Origin of the sequence: Trichocoleus sp. Lan, from assembly GCF_039961855.1 — a bacterium.
Classification (GTDB): domain Bacteria; phylum Cyanobacteriota; class Cyanobacteriia; order Cyanobacteriales; family FACHB-T130; genus FACHB-T130.
Genome location: NZ_JAMPKA010000003.1, coordinates 28,828 through 44,982, shown reverse-complemented (window position 1 = coordinate 44,982; position 16,155 = coordinate 28,828). Strand labels below are relative to the sequence as shown.

8 protein-coding genes are annotated in these 16,155 nt (G+C 48.1%); 4 read left to right on the top strand and 4 right to left on the bottom strand.

The window, feature by feature from the left end; all coding sequences use genetic code 11:
- Positions 1 to 56: 56 nt before the first annotated feature.
- Complete coding sequence (locus NDA03_RS03240; protein ID WP_348237280.1) at positions 57 to 2,765, bottom strand: RNA helicase; 2,709 nt, start codon at positions 2,763 to 2,765, stop codon at positions 57 to 59.
- A 1,046-nt stretch (positions 2,766 to 3,811) separates the two neighbouring features.
- Here NDA03_RS03240 and NDA03_RS03235 point away from each other — a divergent pair.
- Positions 3,812 to 5,971, top strand: coding sequence for a tetratricopeptide repeat protein (locus NDA03_RS03235; protein WP_348237395.1), 2,160 nt, complete (start codon positions 3,812 to 3,814; stop codon positions 5,969 to 5,971).
- Positions 5,972 to 6,129: 158 nt separating this feature from the next.
- Positions 6,130 to 6,306 (top strand): hypothetical protein, encoded by a 177-nt coding sequence (locus NDA03_RS03230; protein ID WP_348237279.1) that lies wholly within the window; start codon positions 6,130 to 6,132, stop codon positions 6,304 to 6,306.
- Between the two features lie 2 nt (positions 6,307 to 6,308).
- On the opposite strand, the gene NDA03_RS03225 is transcribed toward NDA03_RS03230, so the two are convergent.
- Complete coding sequence (locus tag NDA03_RS03225; RefSeq protein ID WP_348237278.1) at positions 6,309 to 6,452, bottom strand: hypothetical protein; 144 nt, start codon at positions 6,450 to 6,452, stop codon at positions 6,309 to 6,311.
- 42 nt (positions 6,453 to 6,494) lie between these two features.
- Between NDA03_RS03225 and NDA03_RS03220 the strand changes: the two genes are divergently transcribed.
- Positions 6,495 to 6,746, top strand: coding sequence for a chromosome segregation ATPase (locus NDA03_RS03220; RefSeq protein ID WP_348237277.1), 252 nt, complete (start codon positions 6,495 to 6,497; stop codon positions 6,744 to 6,746).
- A gap of 68 nt (positions 6,747 to 6,814) precedes the next feature.
- Here the strand turns inward: NDA03_RS03220 and NDA03_RS03215 are convergent, their stop codons facing one another.
- On the bottom strand, positions 6,815 to 9,955 hold the full coding sequence (locus NDA03_RS03215; RefSeq protein WP_190411316.1) for an MFS transporter: 3,141 nt from the start codon (positions 9,953 to 9,955) through the stop codon (positions 6,815 to 6,817).
- 1,105 nt (positions 9,956 to 11,060) lie between these two features.
- On the opposite strand from NDA03_RS03215, the gene NDA03_RS03210 reads away from it, so the two are divergent.
- Positions 11,061 to 11,228 carry a hypothetical protein gene (locus tag NDA03_RS03210; RefSeq protein WP_348237276.1) on the top strand — a complete coding sequence of 56 codons (168 nt, stop codon included), beginning with the start codon at positions 11,061 to 11,063 and terminating at the stop codon, positions 11,226 to 11,228.
- A 213-nt stretch (positions 11,229 to 11,441) separates the two neighbouring features.
- Here NDA03_RS03210 and NDA03_RS03205 read toward each other — a convergent pair whose 3' ends face one another.
- Positions 11,442 to 16,109, bottom strand: a complete 4,668-nt coding sequence (locus tag NDA03_RS03205) for a CHAT domain-containing protein (RefSeq protein ID WP_348237275.1) — start codon at positions 16,107 to 16,109, stop codon at positions 11,442 to 11,444.
- Between the last annotated feature and the right edge of the window lie 46 nt (positions 16,110 to 16,155).

The window sequence follows — 16,155 nt, the reverse complement described above, 5'->3', positions numbered from 1 at the left end:
AATGACGAATGGCTAAGGACAAATCACAATGACTTTTTGACAGCGAACCACTGGTCCTAAGCAACGACCTCGTTAACTGGAAAGCGGTCAATTAGATGAATTGCCCGATAGGCATTGCGCTGTAACGAATCTGAAATGTGAGGCACATGAGGAATTTGAGATAAGAAATCCACCGTCCGTCGCAATACTCGGACGACATCCCCTTCATCTAAGCTGGTGTTGGAGCAGAGTTGATCCCATTGAACCCCTAACGCCCACTGTTCCACCAAACCGGTTAAGTCATACTCCATCCAGACTGGTAGCGCTACGCGATACCGCCGCTGTAGCTGGAAGAGGTTGCGCCGCAAGCCCCGCAAACCTCCCAAAGATTCGTCCATCTCAGCCGGTGCATCGTAGTGCGTCCAGCTATCCGGTCGCATCGTTTCGGTCACAAAGGAGGCACAAGCAGCGGCTAAGTGGTGGGGATCTAATTCGTCGAGTTTACCCGACATCAGGGCTAAAGCCATCCACAGCTCGTTGTCACCCCGAATCGCAGCAGCGGCTTCTCCTAGGGGTGTCGGCATCACGCCCTCTAGCCCGCCCATGCGTTGCAAAATTTCAATCAAGTCCATAAATTCTTCCCAGTGGCGTGCCAGGCTGTCTTGGAACAAGCTCTGAAGCTGGGAAATTTGGTCTAGTAATCCCTCTCGGCGCTGCTGGCGCTTGAGGAGGGCGGCGGGATTGCCCCATTGATGGGCAGGGTGATTTTGCAGTTGCGCTTCCACTGCGGCTACTTGCTGCTGTTGCGCGACCACTTCTGGGGCAGTATCTTCTTCTAGATCCGCCTCTGGACGACCGCAAGCGTCGTTCCGACAAGCCCAGCCAATTTGACGGGCAATGACCTCTGTGGATTCGGTGCCCTTTTTGCAATGACCGGGTTTTATCGGCATTTCCGGCGGGGGCTGTACGGATTTAACATTGGACACGCGGGGTAATTGGCTGCAAGCGACGACATCGGCAGCAGTGACTACATACCAGCGGTTATCTGCACCTAAGCAAATTAGATAGGGCGATTGACCGGAACCGCGTGTTTTGGTGACTAAGACAGCGGGTACAGGAGAAGACACCGGAATGTGTTTCCCTTTTAAACTCAACAACGTACCGGGTTCTACAGAAGCGATCGCCATCGCAATTTCCCGCGATCGCTCGGCTTCGGCTTGAGTTTGTAAAATTTTCAGTAATCGGCGTTCTTCTCTAAGACGTTCCTGAAGCTTTTCATACTGTTGCAGGCTCTTATCGTCTACTGATGCCAGATCCGCTTCGATTTTTGCCAGTTCCTCGGATAAGTCAGCGATCGCTTTCCGAGTGGGTTCGAGATGCACGGTTGCCAAATACTGCCCGAAGCTGCGTTCTACTAATTCTCTCGCTTCTTCCAGACTATGAGTTTGCAGCAAGTTCAAAACCATGCCGTAGCTGGGGGTAAACTGGCTCACCAATGGGTCAGGCCCGTTGGTTGCCAAATAAGCCGCTTCCTTTGAGCCTTCAAAAGGCGTCTGCAAGGTCACTACATGACCCGTGGTGTCCATCCCCCGACGTCCGGCACGACCCGACATTTGCATAAATTCGCTGGGCGTCAGCAGTCGGTGTCCCCGGTCGGTGCGTTTGGAAAGGCTAGAAACTACGGTTGTTCGCGCAGGCATATTAATCCCCGCAGCCAGGGTTTCGGTGGCAAATACGACTTTTACCAAGCCCTCCTGGAACAATTCTTCGACCAGACCTTTCCATGCTGGTAAAATTCCGGCGTGGTGAGAGGAAATCCCGCGCAGCAACGGTTCAACCCCGCCGCTACGGGCTGCTTCTGGATTGTGGGCTAAAAATGCTTCAACTTTCTGTTTTAAAATTTTTGCTTCTTGTTCGTTTACCAGCGTCACTTCCCGCAATTCATCCACCGCCTTGTCACAACCCCGGCGGCTGAAGATAAAGTAAATCGCTGGCAGCATATCCCGTTTCCACAAATGGCTCAGGACATAAACTAAACTTGGGCTGTCTTGCTTTTTGCCTTTTTCTTTGGTTTGTGGGCGCTTGGGCTTGAGTCGCGGATTTATTTTTTTTTGCGAGTCATCGAGGAGGGGAAACAGTCCTTTGGGATTGCAGAAATGAAACTGCAAAGGAACGGGACGAAAATCGGAGTAAATCAGCTTGGTGGGGCCATGAACCCGATTTAACCAGTCGGTGAGTTGATCGCTGTTGGCGACCGTTGCCGAAAGCGCGACCAGCTGAATTTCGTGGGGACAATAAATAATGGATTCTTCCCAAACCGTGCCCCGCTGTCGGTCGTTCATGTAGTGGCATTCATCTAGCACCACGGCTTCTACACCCGTGAGGGAGGTGCCGACTTCGCCGATGCGGGTGCCATAGAGCATATTCCGGAAAATTTCCGTGGTCATCACTAAGACTGGAGCATCCCGGTTGATGGACGTATCGCCGGTCAATAACCCTATCCGGTCAGCCCCAAAGCGATCGCGGAAGTCCCGTAATTTCTGGTTTGATAGCGCTTTCAGGGGTGTAGTGTAAAATACCCGCTTGCCGCGACTCAGGGCGCGGTAAATGGCGTATTCCCCAATCAGCGTTTTTCCCGACCCGGTAGGGGCACACACAACGACCGAGCAATCGGCATTTAACGCAGCGATCGCTTCCTGCTGAAACCGATCCAGTTCAAAGGGAAATAAGGTCTTGAGGTCTAGCTCTGGTATGGTAGTGGGCACGGTACGGTCAAATAGTTCCATTAAAAAATTGCAAACAGAATTCAGCCAAATCTCGCCATCAACTGTCTTCTTGTGCTTCCTTTAATTCTAAAGGACTTCCCAGGAATAAATTATCTTAACAATGGCTCTAGGGACGCGGTATTCAATGGCTCCCAATGATGGCACATCGCTATTTTTTTAGGGAATTCCTTTCAGTGCAAATTAGCACCCAATCGGCGGGATGCACCAGATTACCGAATTATCGATTTCGATAATGACGCTTGCCCTGAGAATCGTGACGCTATTTGCTTTTCTAGGTGCCCTTTCCCGAAGCTAGTCTCTCAAGTCACTTGAAACCGCTTTACGAAACTTCAAGTTTATTCGTAGCGGCAGAATAATAGAGCAATTGTCACTATAATAAATAATATAGCTAAAATTCATGGAAAATCTCGATCGAAAAGCCTGAATTATCGCCAATACCTGTCTGTTTCTATTTAAATCTTTCTTCTGCTTTCTCTGGCAAATTTGACGCTTTTTAAATATTTTCTGAAAAGCCTCTCAATCGCGATCTAAGTTAGCCTTTTCCATCGTCGGCAATTCCTACATCTTCTGATGAAAAGGAACTATAGGGTAGAGGATGTAACGAGCGATACAGTGATTGGCAGCAGAGCTACGGCTATGCGAAATTGCGATCGCTCAAAAAGATGAAATCTAAAATCATCCTTTTGGCGGATAGATAAAAGCTGCGTTTAATCCTGACCCAGGCAACTGGAATGGGAAGAAATGGGTATCCACTTCTCAAAAAAGGCAGAAGTCGGATTCAAGATGACAGGCAAGAATTTTTATCGGTACTGATTCAGCAGTCAATTTGCCGTGTTGGGTTTCGTATCTCACCCCTCCACGCCCCCCAACCGACAAAATGACACCGACAAAATGACATAGTTGAATTCGGTTCTCCTACTAACTGAATTGGTTTTCTAGTACCCAGTCCGAATGGGCGGGTTCCAAACCCCCCAAACAGCCCTCAGTCCCTTATTTATCCTTCCTAAACGTCGGTGCCACAAGCCAACGGACACTACCCTGCCAGCATGACGGTGACGGATACCGCTCACCGAAAAATTTCCGATGGAAACCGGATCATCTATCAGCGATTGAAACAGGCGCTGAGTCTTAGTTTGCGTCGCCAAATTTTTGTGGCGGTATGCGACGACCTCACCCTGAGAAATCGTCTGGCTGCCCGATTACACGCAGAATTGGCGATTTCGGAAGACGGAAGAAGAAACAAGTCCAATCGCACTCATTCGTCTTTCCTGCCGAATCCTGGCTCCTTCCAAGGCTACCCCCGACTGGTTAGCCTGAACTTAAACTTGAGCCAGCCGCATCCCATCGCTCAGATCAATCGCTGGTTAGCCAAACACCCGCCCCCTGACAACAACCCACCCGGATTTCAAATTTTGGGGGTGGAACTATTAACCAAGCAGCCAGCAACGGTACAGGGATTATTTCTGCGCTCTCTCAGGGGTATTGAGCGCAGTTTGCCGCGCTTAGAATCTAGCTTGTTGCTGTGGATGCCTCGCCCTTGGTTCCGGGCGATTCAGCAGTCGGCACCTGAGTTTTGGCGGTGTCACACCGGCTTATTTGAGTTTGAAGGGGAACCCACGCCTGTATCAGAAGAGACGTGGTATCCGTCTCTACAATTCTCAGCGCCCCGCGAACAAGCTGCTGAGCAAGAGACGGCTGTACCTCAAGAAAATCTGTGGCACATTCTGAACCGCGACTTCGCGAAATATAGCGAAACCCGTTCGGAAAATCCAGTTTCAGGCAATGATTCTGGTAAGGAAGAGGTAGAAGCGACGCCTCCGGGAGACGAATCTCAGCATCCGGCGACAAGTTCGCCAACTGATACTTCTCCCCTACAGGAATCAGAAGAAAAGAGCGATGAATCAGCATCCATTCATCCTTCCCATTCTGAAGCCCCTCATCAGGCGATTGAGAATTTGCCTCAGGTGCAATCGTTGCAGGAAATTGCTCAATTACAGCAGCAATCCTGTCCGCCAGAGGCACTTGCTGAAGCTTATCTGAGGCTGGGGAATCATTACCGCGATCTAATTGAACTCGAACAATCGAATACCTCGCAAGAAAACCTGATCGTTGCCATCCAAGCTTACGAACAGGCATTGAGTTGGCTAGAGGCAGATTCGCCGCTGGTACCGGATACCCTTAATGACTTGGGCAATCTCTACTGGATGCTAGCTCGCTATCCAAGCAAAGTCGAGGAGATGCTTGTCTATCTGGAGCAAGGGATTCAAGCGTATCAAACCGCTTTAACCACCTTCAATCCCGATGAAGCGCCCCACACCTATGCCATGATTCAAAATAATTTGGGGGCGGCATACGGAGAAGTGGCTCGTTATCGAGATGCTGCCGAGAACTTGCAATACTCGATTGGCGCTTATCAGGAAGCTTTGCGCTATCGTCCTTCCCAGATGGAGCCGCTCAAATATGCGGCGACGCATAATAATTTAGGTACAGCTTACTGGCATTTAGCGCAGCAGCAGCAGCCGGTGACAAACTTGCAACAAGCGATCGCATCTTATACAGAAGCGCTGTTGTATTACAATCCGGAGCAAGAGTCGCTTAGCTGGGCAATGCTGCAAAACAACATTGGCACCGCCTACTGGAATCTCGCCCAGTACGAACAACCCGCAACCTATTTAAAACTTGCTATCGACGCTTACTTGAATGGACTAAAATATCGGACGCCGGATGTAGTCCCGGCAGCTTGCGCGGCGACGCAGAATAATTTGGGTACGGCTTACTGGCATTTGGCAAGCCAGATAGAAACGAAGGTGGAGGCACGACAGGAATATTTGCACTCGTGTATTACAGCCTATGAAACTGCGATCGCGCTTGTCCACCGGCTGAGCCAAAACACGCCCCCAGTGCCGGTTACGTTTGATGCCTCTGCCACCTACAATAATTTGGGGCTGGCTCACTACCAGATGGCGACGGATAAGCAGTTCGCTTTGGCTCAGGGTTCCCTGTTAGAGCATTTAGAGGCAGCGCTACACAACCATTTACAAGCGTTGCGGGGTTTTAGCGCTCAACCCGATGCCTACGAATCCACTTTGTCTTATGTTGTGCAGACAATCCGGGCGTTTTTCCGCGAACGTGGCTTACAAGGTCAAAATCTCGCCCTTTCTAAGGTTCCGGGTAAGCTGTTGCCAGAATTACTGCGACGGTTGTAATTCCAATGCGCTGAATCAATCTGCTTGTGTAGAAATATCCTATTCGAGCTGTGAGACGTTAGCCCTTCAGATCCCCGCCTTCTCTGGAAGTCGGGGATCTCTTCTTTGGAAATCATTTAGCAGTGCTAGAGCTTGGAATCTAAAGCAAAATCGCGATCTTGCTAACGAAAAATTATTTTCATTTATTCCAAGAGATTGAAGAAAATGAAGCTTTCCCAGACTCCTGCTACACTATTGTGGGGAATGAAGCTATGAAAGATTTTCTGGAGGCTGAATTAGTTGCTGACTTGTTAATAATGACTTTCAAAAGTTTTAATGAGTTATTAATTGCCTAAAGCTAATTGAAACCATTTTTATGGATGGTGGAAGCCAGTTTATTCTTCTTAGTGGGGGCACTGCCATGCCATGTCCCTAGCGTTCCCTCCATCAATTTGCCGTCACCCAATATCCCTAAATCTATACCGTGCAGAACATACCTCAAGATGATTCACCGAATGTTCCTGTCCAAAGAAATTGGTATTTAGTGACATTAACTCAGGTGTCGAAGCGTGAATTATTTTGCAAGCAAATTTTACACGCGATAGAACAAGAGAAGCTACAAGATGTGATTTTAAGAGTGGAAATGCCAAAAGAATCTGTATATCAGAATTTGGTATTGCTGGAGACGACGAGTTTTAAAGCTCTACGCGATCGCTTGCGACAGCTAGACTACGATCCCAAAATTTCGCCTAAACCCTTAACTTCCGAGCAAGTTAACCGGATGTTGGGCTTATAAAAAAGCAGTAGGGGCAGGAAAACAATCCTGCCCCTACGTTTATGGATTAGCGGAGAAAATCGGTAACTTTAACGACCGGAAACGGCTAAAGCGCCAGCGATCGCGGAAACGATTCCAGACACAGTTGCCGTACCAAACAGCCACCAAGCGGCAGAGGCAGCAGCTTTGCGAGTTTCTTCTGCCTGCCGCTGCGCTTGATACTTCACTTCGTCTAAGCGGCGTTGCGCTTCCTGTTGGAGGCGATCCACCCGTTGCAGGACGCTGTTGCGTGCGCCTTCAATTTGATCGACGAGCCGGTTAGCATCTTCCTCGGAGATGTCCTCGCGGGAAGACATGATGGCAACCAGAGTATTGCGATCGAAATGGGAGAGGCGATCGCGCAAGGCATCAAACCCAGCTTGCGGATCGTCAAACAACTTGCGAACATCTTTCTTGATGCTGTCATAGTTGAGTTCTGGGCGATCCAGCGAGTTGAGGTAGTTGCGAATTTGAGCAAAAATCCCGTCAATCGTCTGTTGAATTCGCCGTTGAATGCTGCGAATTTGCTCCACGAATTGATCGCGTACCGAGAGGACTTGATCCACAATTCGGGCAGCTTCTTCCTCAGAGATATCCTGCCGTTGCGACAGCAGAGAGATCATCGTGTCGCGGTCGATGTGAGATAGGCGATCGGTGAGACTCTCAACTCCGGTGCGCGGATCGTGCAGCAACAACTGCAAATCGCGCTTAATTGCTTCTGGGTTGAGTTCGTCTTTGCCAGTATTCCGCAGGTAGTCTTGTAGCGTGCTTTGGAAATCTTGGATTTGTGCCTGCGTCCGGGTGGCAAGGCGACGAGGCGCTCTGACGATGTTTTTGATCGTACCCTGCACCTGATCGATGACCTGATTTACTTGCTCTTCGCTTAGGTCTTGCCGTTGACTCAGTAGCTTCACCAGGGTATCGCGGTCTACTTGAGATAGCCGTTGCCGCAGTGCCGTCGCACCTTCTCTGGGATCGGAGAGCAGCCTGGTCAAATCCCGCTGGATGCCTTCGGGATTCAGTTCGTCTTTACCAGTGTTCCGCAGGTAATCTGCTAGAGCCGTGCTGGTTTTGTCTACCTGCTCTTTGGCTTTATCTACGACCATTTGCGGTGCTTGGACAACGCTGCTCCAAGAATGTTGCACCTGATCGATGATTTGATTTACCTGGTCCTCGCTCAAGTCTTGTCGCTGACTCAGTAGCTGAACTAAGGTATCGCGGTCAAAGCGAGAAGCTCTCGACCGAAGAGCCCACATTCCTGCCTGCGGGTCGTTCAGGAGAGTTTTGATATCTCGCTGGATGCCTTCAGGATTCAGTTCGTCTTTGCCAGTATTTCGCAGATAGGACTCTAAATTGACCCACACTGCCTCGGTTTCCGATTGAATTCGGTCTCGGAGGGCTTGGGATTCGATCAGCACCCGATCGCGTGATTGTTCTAAATTCGTAGCGATCGCGTCAGCTTCTGTCTCGCCGATGTCTTCGCGTCCCCGCAGCAATTGCATCAAGGCATAGCGATCGTACAAAGCAAGACGACGCTCAAGGGTGTCATGGTCGGCATCTGCGTCTTCTAGCACCTTTTTGAAATTGTCGTTAACGCCTTCTGCGCTCAGTTCTGTCTTGGGTGCTGTTCGGATATAATCTTCAACTCGGCGGCGCAGGTCTTGCGTCCTTTCTTCTTCTTCAGCTGCCCGCACTGTCACCAAAACTTCTTGCCGGATGCCTTCCAATTGATCGGAAATGTCGTTGATTTTGTCTTGGGTAAAGACGCCCCGTTGTTGCAACAGGTTGGCAAAATATGACTTGTCTAGTTGCTCCAATTCCCGGCGAATTGTCCCCGGATCTCCTTGGGGGTCGTAGATGACTTCTTTGAATTCCCGGTTAAGTCCTGGTCGGGTAATCTGCCAGGAGTACGTGTTGAGCAGGTAGTTGTCTACATCTGCTCGAATGGTGCTGTAGGGGAGTTCTGGTTTAACTCCTGCTTGAGTCGCTAGTTTGTCGGTTTGCTCGGTTACTTTGTCTTTAGCTTTCGAGAGGGAACTTAAGATGGTTTGCACATCTAAATCTGAGAGATCCGTGCGTCCCATTGCTAATCCCATCAGGGTCGTTAAACCCTGTTGAACGCTTAGCTGAATTGGACCAGGAGCTGCGTCGTCGGCTGCTTTTTGATCGGCTTTTTTAGAGTCGCGCGTCTCTGCAATCAGCTGGTCGAGTTTGGCGTTGATATCATCTGACTTAACTTGACCCGGTTGTGCAGACTTGAGATAGTTGAGCAGTTCGCCCATCCGATCGGTTTGTTGTTCTCGCGATCCCACGGCTTGCCGCCATACGCCTTCGAGTTGGTCTACGATGCGGTTAAGGTCTCGTTTCGAGAGGTCTGTGCGATCGCTTACCAAATTTACAAATGTTTGGCGGTCGATGTTGCGAAGATTATCGGTGTTAGCGATCGCTTTTAGTTGCGGGTCATTGAGCAATCTTTCAAATTCACCCCGAATCTTTTGTATATCGAGTTCAGGGGGACGCAAGGAGCCTAAATAATCCTCCAGCGTCTCGCGGATGCTGGCAGGATCGATTCCCGATCCCAGTTCTCTCCGCACGGCTGCTGCTGCTGCCTCTGCGGTTGACACAACTTGATTATTCACAGCTTGTGCGCCGATTGCTGCGGTTGCTGTGCCGACAATTGCTTGGAAGCCGCTGGTTGCAGTATTGACAACTGAACCCACTAACGATCCCACTGTCGTCGAACTTACCCAGAATAGCAGGCAGAAGTAGGTTGCCCAAATTACCAGACCGATAATAGCACCCAAGCCGCCACTGCTAATCAGGCTCAGTTTCACTGCCAGGAAACACGCGATCGCTAACGCAATGGTGACTGTCACCAGCGTCCAAATTCCGACTGCTGTCCCTATTTTGCGAATTGTCCCTCCCAAACTTCCAGATTCATCCCGATCGGAATCTGAATCTGATTGATGCCCCAAGTAAGAGATCCCGGCGGCGACTGAGAGGTTGGTTAACAATAATTGCAACGCAAAAGCTAACACTATCCCAGAAATCAGCGCTACAAAAAATTGAGGCCCTGAAAAGACAAGTGCCGCTTCTTCTGGAGTATTCACCGTTGGATCGACTGGTGTAACTTGAGCGAGCCAAAATAGGGTTTTGTACATTCCCATGAGTATTCCCGTACTCTCAAACATGATATTTTCTTCCTCAAAGCAAATCCCGCGCAAATTATAAATTAAGGTATGTTGAGTGGTCAAAATCTGCAAAAAAGACCACACTCTGAAACACCCGTTTGTCAAAAAAACGAGTGATTATCTTTCTGGTTTCTTTGTACTCATCTACTTAAGTAGTTACTCTGTATGTATCGCCTAACTCCTCTCTGTACGCCAGAATCGTCGAATCGGTCACTACAAAGCATCCTCCTGAGGTCTGAAATGTATACCTGTGGCAGGATGGAGAGAGTAAGGGAGTAAGCCGCGAGCAATAAAACTACATTTGCAGACCTTTTCCTAAAACACGCTGCTGCTTCTTTCCCTAAGCACCATTATCTAGGCGATCTGCTCCGAAACCATGACGTACAGTTTAACTTAAGGAGTGGAGCAATAACCTTTAATGAAAGTTTATCTTCTATCCAAATTTTAGGAACTGAATCAGAAGCTAGAGATACTTAGCTCAGGGCTTAGACTGAACGAATAAAATAATATATCAGATGCTTTTATGCAAGCCCCTATCGGTGTAAAATCGTTAAATATCTGAGAAAACACCAGGAATTCATTGTTACAGGATTGTTTCTGATTCGTGAAGTAACCGCCCATTTTCTGAGATTTTTTTGAGAGAAGGTGCAAACGGAGCTTGCAAAAGTAACAGGTATTCTCCATATCTTTAGAACTATAATGCTTGATTCATTCTTATCATAAATATCAAATTTAAATGCAATATGGTCATTAAGTAGAATTCCCTTAAAAGGTATAACTTAATTTTTAAGCTAATTATCCAATATTGCCAGCACCTATATTATCAGTTATTTCGATTTGGTAATTTTAGTAGGTGTATTGAAATTTTCAATTGTATTTGTAAATAAAGATTTAACTCTTGTTAGTTTTGATGGTTATAAACGTCAAGATTAACTGATAACCTTGGAACTTAACGAACATTTTAATATCAAAGGAATAATTTTATATTACTTGAAGTAAAAGCTGGTGAGGGGTAATACGGTTTGGTTAGAAAAAGAACGTGAAAAAGTGATATGTCTCTATATCTATAGCGTTTCTCAGATGGCTTGAACATATTGTGGTTCTCATGTTCGGTAGCAGATTTTTGATTGCCATTCCCGTGCCGATGTATCTCGTACCAATTCTCTGTAAAGATGCGCTTAATAATAGAATAATAGAGCTTCAGTGGCAGGCGAGCGATCGGGTGAAGTGGAGTGAGGACTTTGTGGGAGGCATCTTGATGGCAAGCTGTTGACGAGCGCATCGGACTAGTTAGTGCTTGCCAGCCTGTTTTCAGCGTTTGCCTTTGCTCGTTTGCGATCGCTCTTGACACGCAAGACACTATCTATTTATTAAGCGCATCTTTAAAAAGAATTGGTATGACCTCTTTTTTCCTCAGCCCTTTTTTCTTCACCTCTCAGTCCTCAGTCCTCACCTCTCAGCCCTCAGTCATCTCTCCTCCCTTCTCTTACCAAGGGTTGCCAATCAACGTGAAAGCTGCCCAGTAGAAAGGATGCTCAAGACTTCTATTTCCCAGTCCAGCCATTGAGGGTGGCAAGGGAAAGCTGCCATTGAGGGTGCGGAGTTGACCTCCCTCTAAGCGCACTTTGCCGTTGAGCATTGCCACCTGTGCCTGACGCACCGCCTCCGCCTTGATGGGCGCTTTTTTCAATTGTTCGTAGAACTCTGTCATCAACCCCAAAGTCCCTTCATCGCTGACGTACCAGAGACTCGCTAGGGCTGACTTGACGCCTGCCTGCACTGATAACCCGGCAAAGCCTAATTCTGCCTGTTCATCTCCCAAGGCTGTGCGACAGGCACTTAGCACCAGCAATTCTACAGGAGGGTCATTCCAACCTAACTCCCGCAGCTGATCCAATCTCAGCTTGGTGTCCCACAGCTGAATATAGGAATTGCTCGGGTTCCCTGACTTAAATTCCCCATGCGTGCCTAGGTGAACAATTCCGAAAGGTTCTTGCTGACGCTGCGCCTTAAGATTTTTCAGAGTGAAGGCATCGTTGAGGAAAGATTTACCCGACCATAGGGAAGAGGCGATAATGGACAATTCCACGGGCACGGCGGGTAAGGGGTTTTGGTTAGTAAATTTGGCTGCTCCCATTGCCAGGACTTGGGTTTTTTTAATATCCCGGTAACGAGTATCGGTTAGGCTGAGACTCGGCATGAGTCCGACGCTGTATTTTTCCACTAGGAATTGTTGACCGTCATGGAGGGCAGCAACCGGAAGACTCCGCAACCCTGTATCCATGAGGAAAACCAAATTATCGATCTTGCTAGCTTCTAAATCAGCTTTTACGGGTGCTATCAACCACTTATAGAGTTGTTGGGAAGAATTGAGGTAACGGTTTGTTTTAAGCGGCTTAGTGATTTCTGAGCGAAATTCCTGGGCGACTTTGAGAACTTGACGGCGTGTTACCCCTGTGACTCTCCTGCGAATTGGTGGCTTTTTAGCTGTCACAATGACGAGTTCGAGTTGGTCGTTATCCTGCGGTAGGGGATTGTTTGACGATTGAGCTGGAAGTTGAGCTAGCTGATTTAGGGCTAATCCCTGAGAGTTGAATTGCCAAAGAATATCTAATTGTGGCGCGGGATAAGGGAGTTGACTTTTATCTGCTGCTGTTCCTGGTGTAACTGTTGCAGGCACAAAAGCAACATAAATGAGTGCCGGTTTCACTCCAGTTGCTTTCTCAATTTCGTTAAGAATTTCACGCGCCTCATCCAAGGTTTTTAGGGGAAGATCGGGCGCGAGTCCCAAATATTGCTGGAATTGCCTTGTAAACTCTTGGTCGATTTGAGCAACAACTGGATCGATTTCGACTGAGGCAAGGGTTCTCGTTGCCGGTATTCGTGTCAGCGGCGTCTCCTGCGGTGGTGATAATTCGCTAGAAAGTGGCGTTGGGGAAGGTGTTGGCGTGGGAATTGGTGTGGGGATTGGCGTGGGAATTGGTGTGGGGATTGGCGTGGGAATTGGTGTGGGGATTGGCGCTGGAATTGGTGTGGGGATTGGAGTTGGAATTGGCTCAGCTACATTGATGGTGAGCTGTTGCGGGGCGGAGAAGGAAACGCGATCGCTCGCACTAATTGTAAAGGCATTGAGCAAACCAGTCGCACCCGTAGGCGGTGTGTAAACTAAAACATCGCTCAACGACAAAATGGTTCCCGGTACGATGACGGTACCATCTTGTTTGGTCAGCGTTCCCCCATTAATGGCATCAATGCGTATTGAGGTAAAATCGCTATTTGCATCGGTTATAGATGGATTTAAACTCGCAACAGTGAATGTAATCGACTGATTTTGTTGAGTATCCGTTAGCAGAGTATTTGCGGTCAAAGTCGGTGCTTGGTTAATAAAGGTTATCTGAATACCATCAACACTAGGATTGCCCACCTCAAAGGTATTGTTATTGGGAATCAGAGTATCGATAGATGGAATGGTTTGTGCAGAAGAAATCAGCTCCCCATTCCCACTACTTCCACCCGTATCAATCGCTCCCGCCGTACCGTTGTTAGTCGCATCGCCGACGATAAATTGAAAGTTATCTTGCCCCCCATCATGTTGGATGATAACAGAGCCTCCTTGGGTCACTCCACTGGTGAGGATGGTTGCTGAAGTGCCGCCAATTATATTCAGTCCCTTAACAACTCCTAGGGAAGATATTGTGACATTACCACCGCTGAGTGAGCCATCGATTCCATCTACTTGTTCTTTAGCTTGGGTATTTATCGTATTAAAGGTAATATTGTCATCTGTTGTTAAGCTAACTAACCCACCTAATGCATTAGTAACCAGATCGGGAAAATCTGGATCGGGAGGGGGGGGATTAACAGTAGCAGAGGAATTAATGTTGCCGGTGATTATATCGTCCTTAGCTGTGAAGTTGACCGCACCCCCTGTAGCAACGATGGGGTCAGTAGCAGAGGAATCAATATCGCCGGTTTGAATACTACCTTGGGCATCTAAGGTAACTGAGCCGCCTATCGCATCGAATAAAGTGGCACCACCACTTGTTTGGCTAACAACAGCAGAGGAATTAATGGCATCTGTTTTAAGATTGCCTCCAGATGTTATCTTGACGTCACCCCCTGTAGCTCCTGGATTATCTCCAAGGAAAAATATGTCAGCTTCTGCAAAAGAATTAATTGTGCCTGTAGTGATGTTACTGCCAGCTTCTAAAGTGACTGCGCCGCCTGTAGATTGAAAATAAGAGGTGGAGGAGGAATTGATATCGCCATTAACTGTAATTGTGCCGGTGTTAGTAGTTAAACTCACCAGACCACCATCATTATTATTATTAGAGGAAGTAATATCACCTGTAAGAATGTTTCCATTAGTGGCATCCAGGATGATACTTCCACTGTTCGCGTATAAGTTAGAGGTGTCTAGATTGCCGGTAGCGATCGCGCCGTTGCTACTGGTGAGTTGAATCTTCCCGAACGGACCAAAACCAGGAGGAGGATCGATCTTAATATTTCCAACAGTGATACTTGCTCCGGAAATTGTTATATCTCTTCCATTGGTTCGGATGGTGTTCGCCGTATTTTGCATCACAAAAGAACCAACCTTATCACCATCAGCGTCTGCCGTAAAAGTGATTGACGTAGCAGGCCCGCCGCCGAAGTTCAGAGTTCCGTCACTTGTAAGATCGTTGATAGTGATGTTGTTAGTCGCTTGCAAAATCACATTGCCAGAGGCGGAGGCATTTTCCAGTTCGGTTTCCGAAATGATGAAATTTGCAGGAGCATCACCCTCAAGAATTGTGCCATCGGCTAATTCAACGTCTTGCGCTCCCGGACCCGCACTTTGATCTGTTACCGTGATATTGAGTGGATCAAGTAGTAAGGTTCCCGCCTTACCTTGTGGCGCAAGCGTATCCACCTTACCTTTGAAAGTTAAGCTTTCCTTGCCTGAAACTTCCACAAATCCGCCGTCGCCGGAATTTTTGCCGCCACGAGCGCTGATATTGCCGTAAAATTCAGTTGCCTTGTCAGACCAAACGATCGCACGACCCCCATTACCGTTGTTCTTGCTATCGACATCGATCGAAGAATCTGGATTGATATATGTTCTAGAGGCATTTGGTACTGTGCCCTTCCCTTGATAATCGCCGCCAATTAGCACCGTTCCGCCGCCAAGACTGCCGGAAGCGTTGATGTTGGCACCCACCAGCCCTACTTTGTCACCCAGAACCTGCACTTTACCGCCAGTCTGACCGGATGCGTTAAGGTTGCCAGCTACAATCGCAGTTCCTGTATCGGTGGGGATTGCAACGCCAGATCCCGTCAGTACCACTTGACCTTTGCTATCAACGGTGAGTTTAGTGGCATTCCCAACTTTTCCACCAGTCAGCAGCTGCGGTACGGATTGAGGATTAGGGATTGGGGATTGGGGATTAAAATTCTGAGTTGCGACCTCCAAACTGAGTAGGTTTCCAGGTTGACTAATCCGCACAGATTTTCCGCCGGAAACCGCTGCCACGGTAATATTTCCTTCGGGTGCCAAAAGTTGCCCGGTATTAACGATAGTGCCACCGAGTAAGGTGAGATTTTTCCCCTGTCCTACTGCTAAGTTTCCAGCGTTAACGATGGCACCAGGTTGAGGAGGCGTGAAAGCAAAAGTGCTGGGATTTCCTTCTAAAGCGGCATAATTATTGTTACCAATCGCATTAAACCAATTATTGCCAAAGCCGATACTGTTGGCGGTGGTGGCAGTGAAAGATGCAGGCACATTTAGACTAGCGTTGTTGCCAAATACAATTCCGGCTGGATTCATCAAAAATAAGTTTGAATTGCCGCCAGTGACTTGAATTAAGCCATTAATGACGGAGACATCTCCACCCACAACTCGACCGAGAATATTCTGAATGCTGGGGGTGGAGAGGAAGTTGGCAATCTCACCTTGATGGAGATCAAATTGGTTAAAGCTGTGGAAGAGATTCTCACCTTGGCTTGATAGCTTACCGCCAGTGATGTCGAAGCGATCGCCATTGACGTTGACAAGGGTACCAGTGCCATCAGCAGCCGGAATGATGGGTTGTGCCAATGCTTTTTCTAAGCTGATGACTCCTGCTAGAGGCAAGGCTGCCATCACTAAGCTAACTTTTCTCACTAAGGGTTTCATAATTGCTCTCTCTTCCAGATATTAAGAAATATTGAACAACCAATCG

Bases quoted from the DNA above. Each gene is read 5' to 3' on its own strand.
- NDA03_RS03215 (WP_190411316.1), bottom strand. From the start codon at position 9,955: ATGTTTGAGAGTACGGGAATACTCATGGGAATGTACAAAACCCTATTT.
- NDA03_RS03210 (WP_348237276.1), top strand. From the start codon at position 11,061: ATGTTCGGTAGCAGATTTTTGATTGCCATTCCCGTGCCGATGTATCTC.
- NDA03_RS03235 (WP_348237395.1), top strand. From the start codon at position 3,812: ATGACGGTGACGGATACCGCTCACCGAAAAATTTCCGATGGAAACCGG.
- NDA03_RS03205 (WP_348237275.1), bottom strand. From the start codon at position 16,109: ATGAAACCCTTAGTGAGAAAAGTTAGCTTAGTGATGGCAGCCTTGCCT.
- NDA03_RS03240 (WP_348237280.1), bottom strand. From the start codon at position 2,765: ATGGAACTATTTGACCGTACCGTGCCCACTACCATACCAGAGCTAGAC.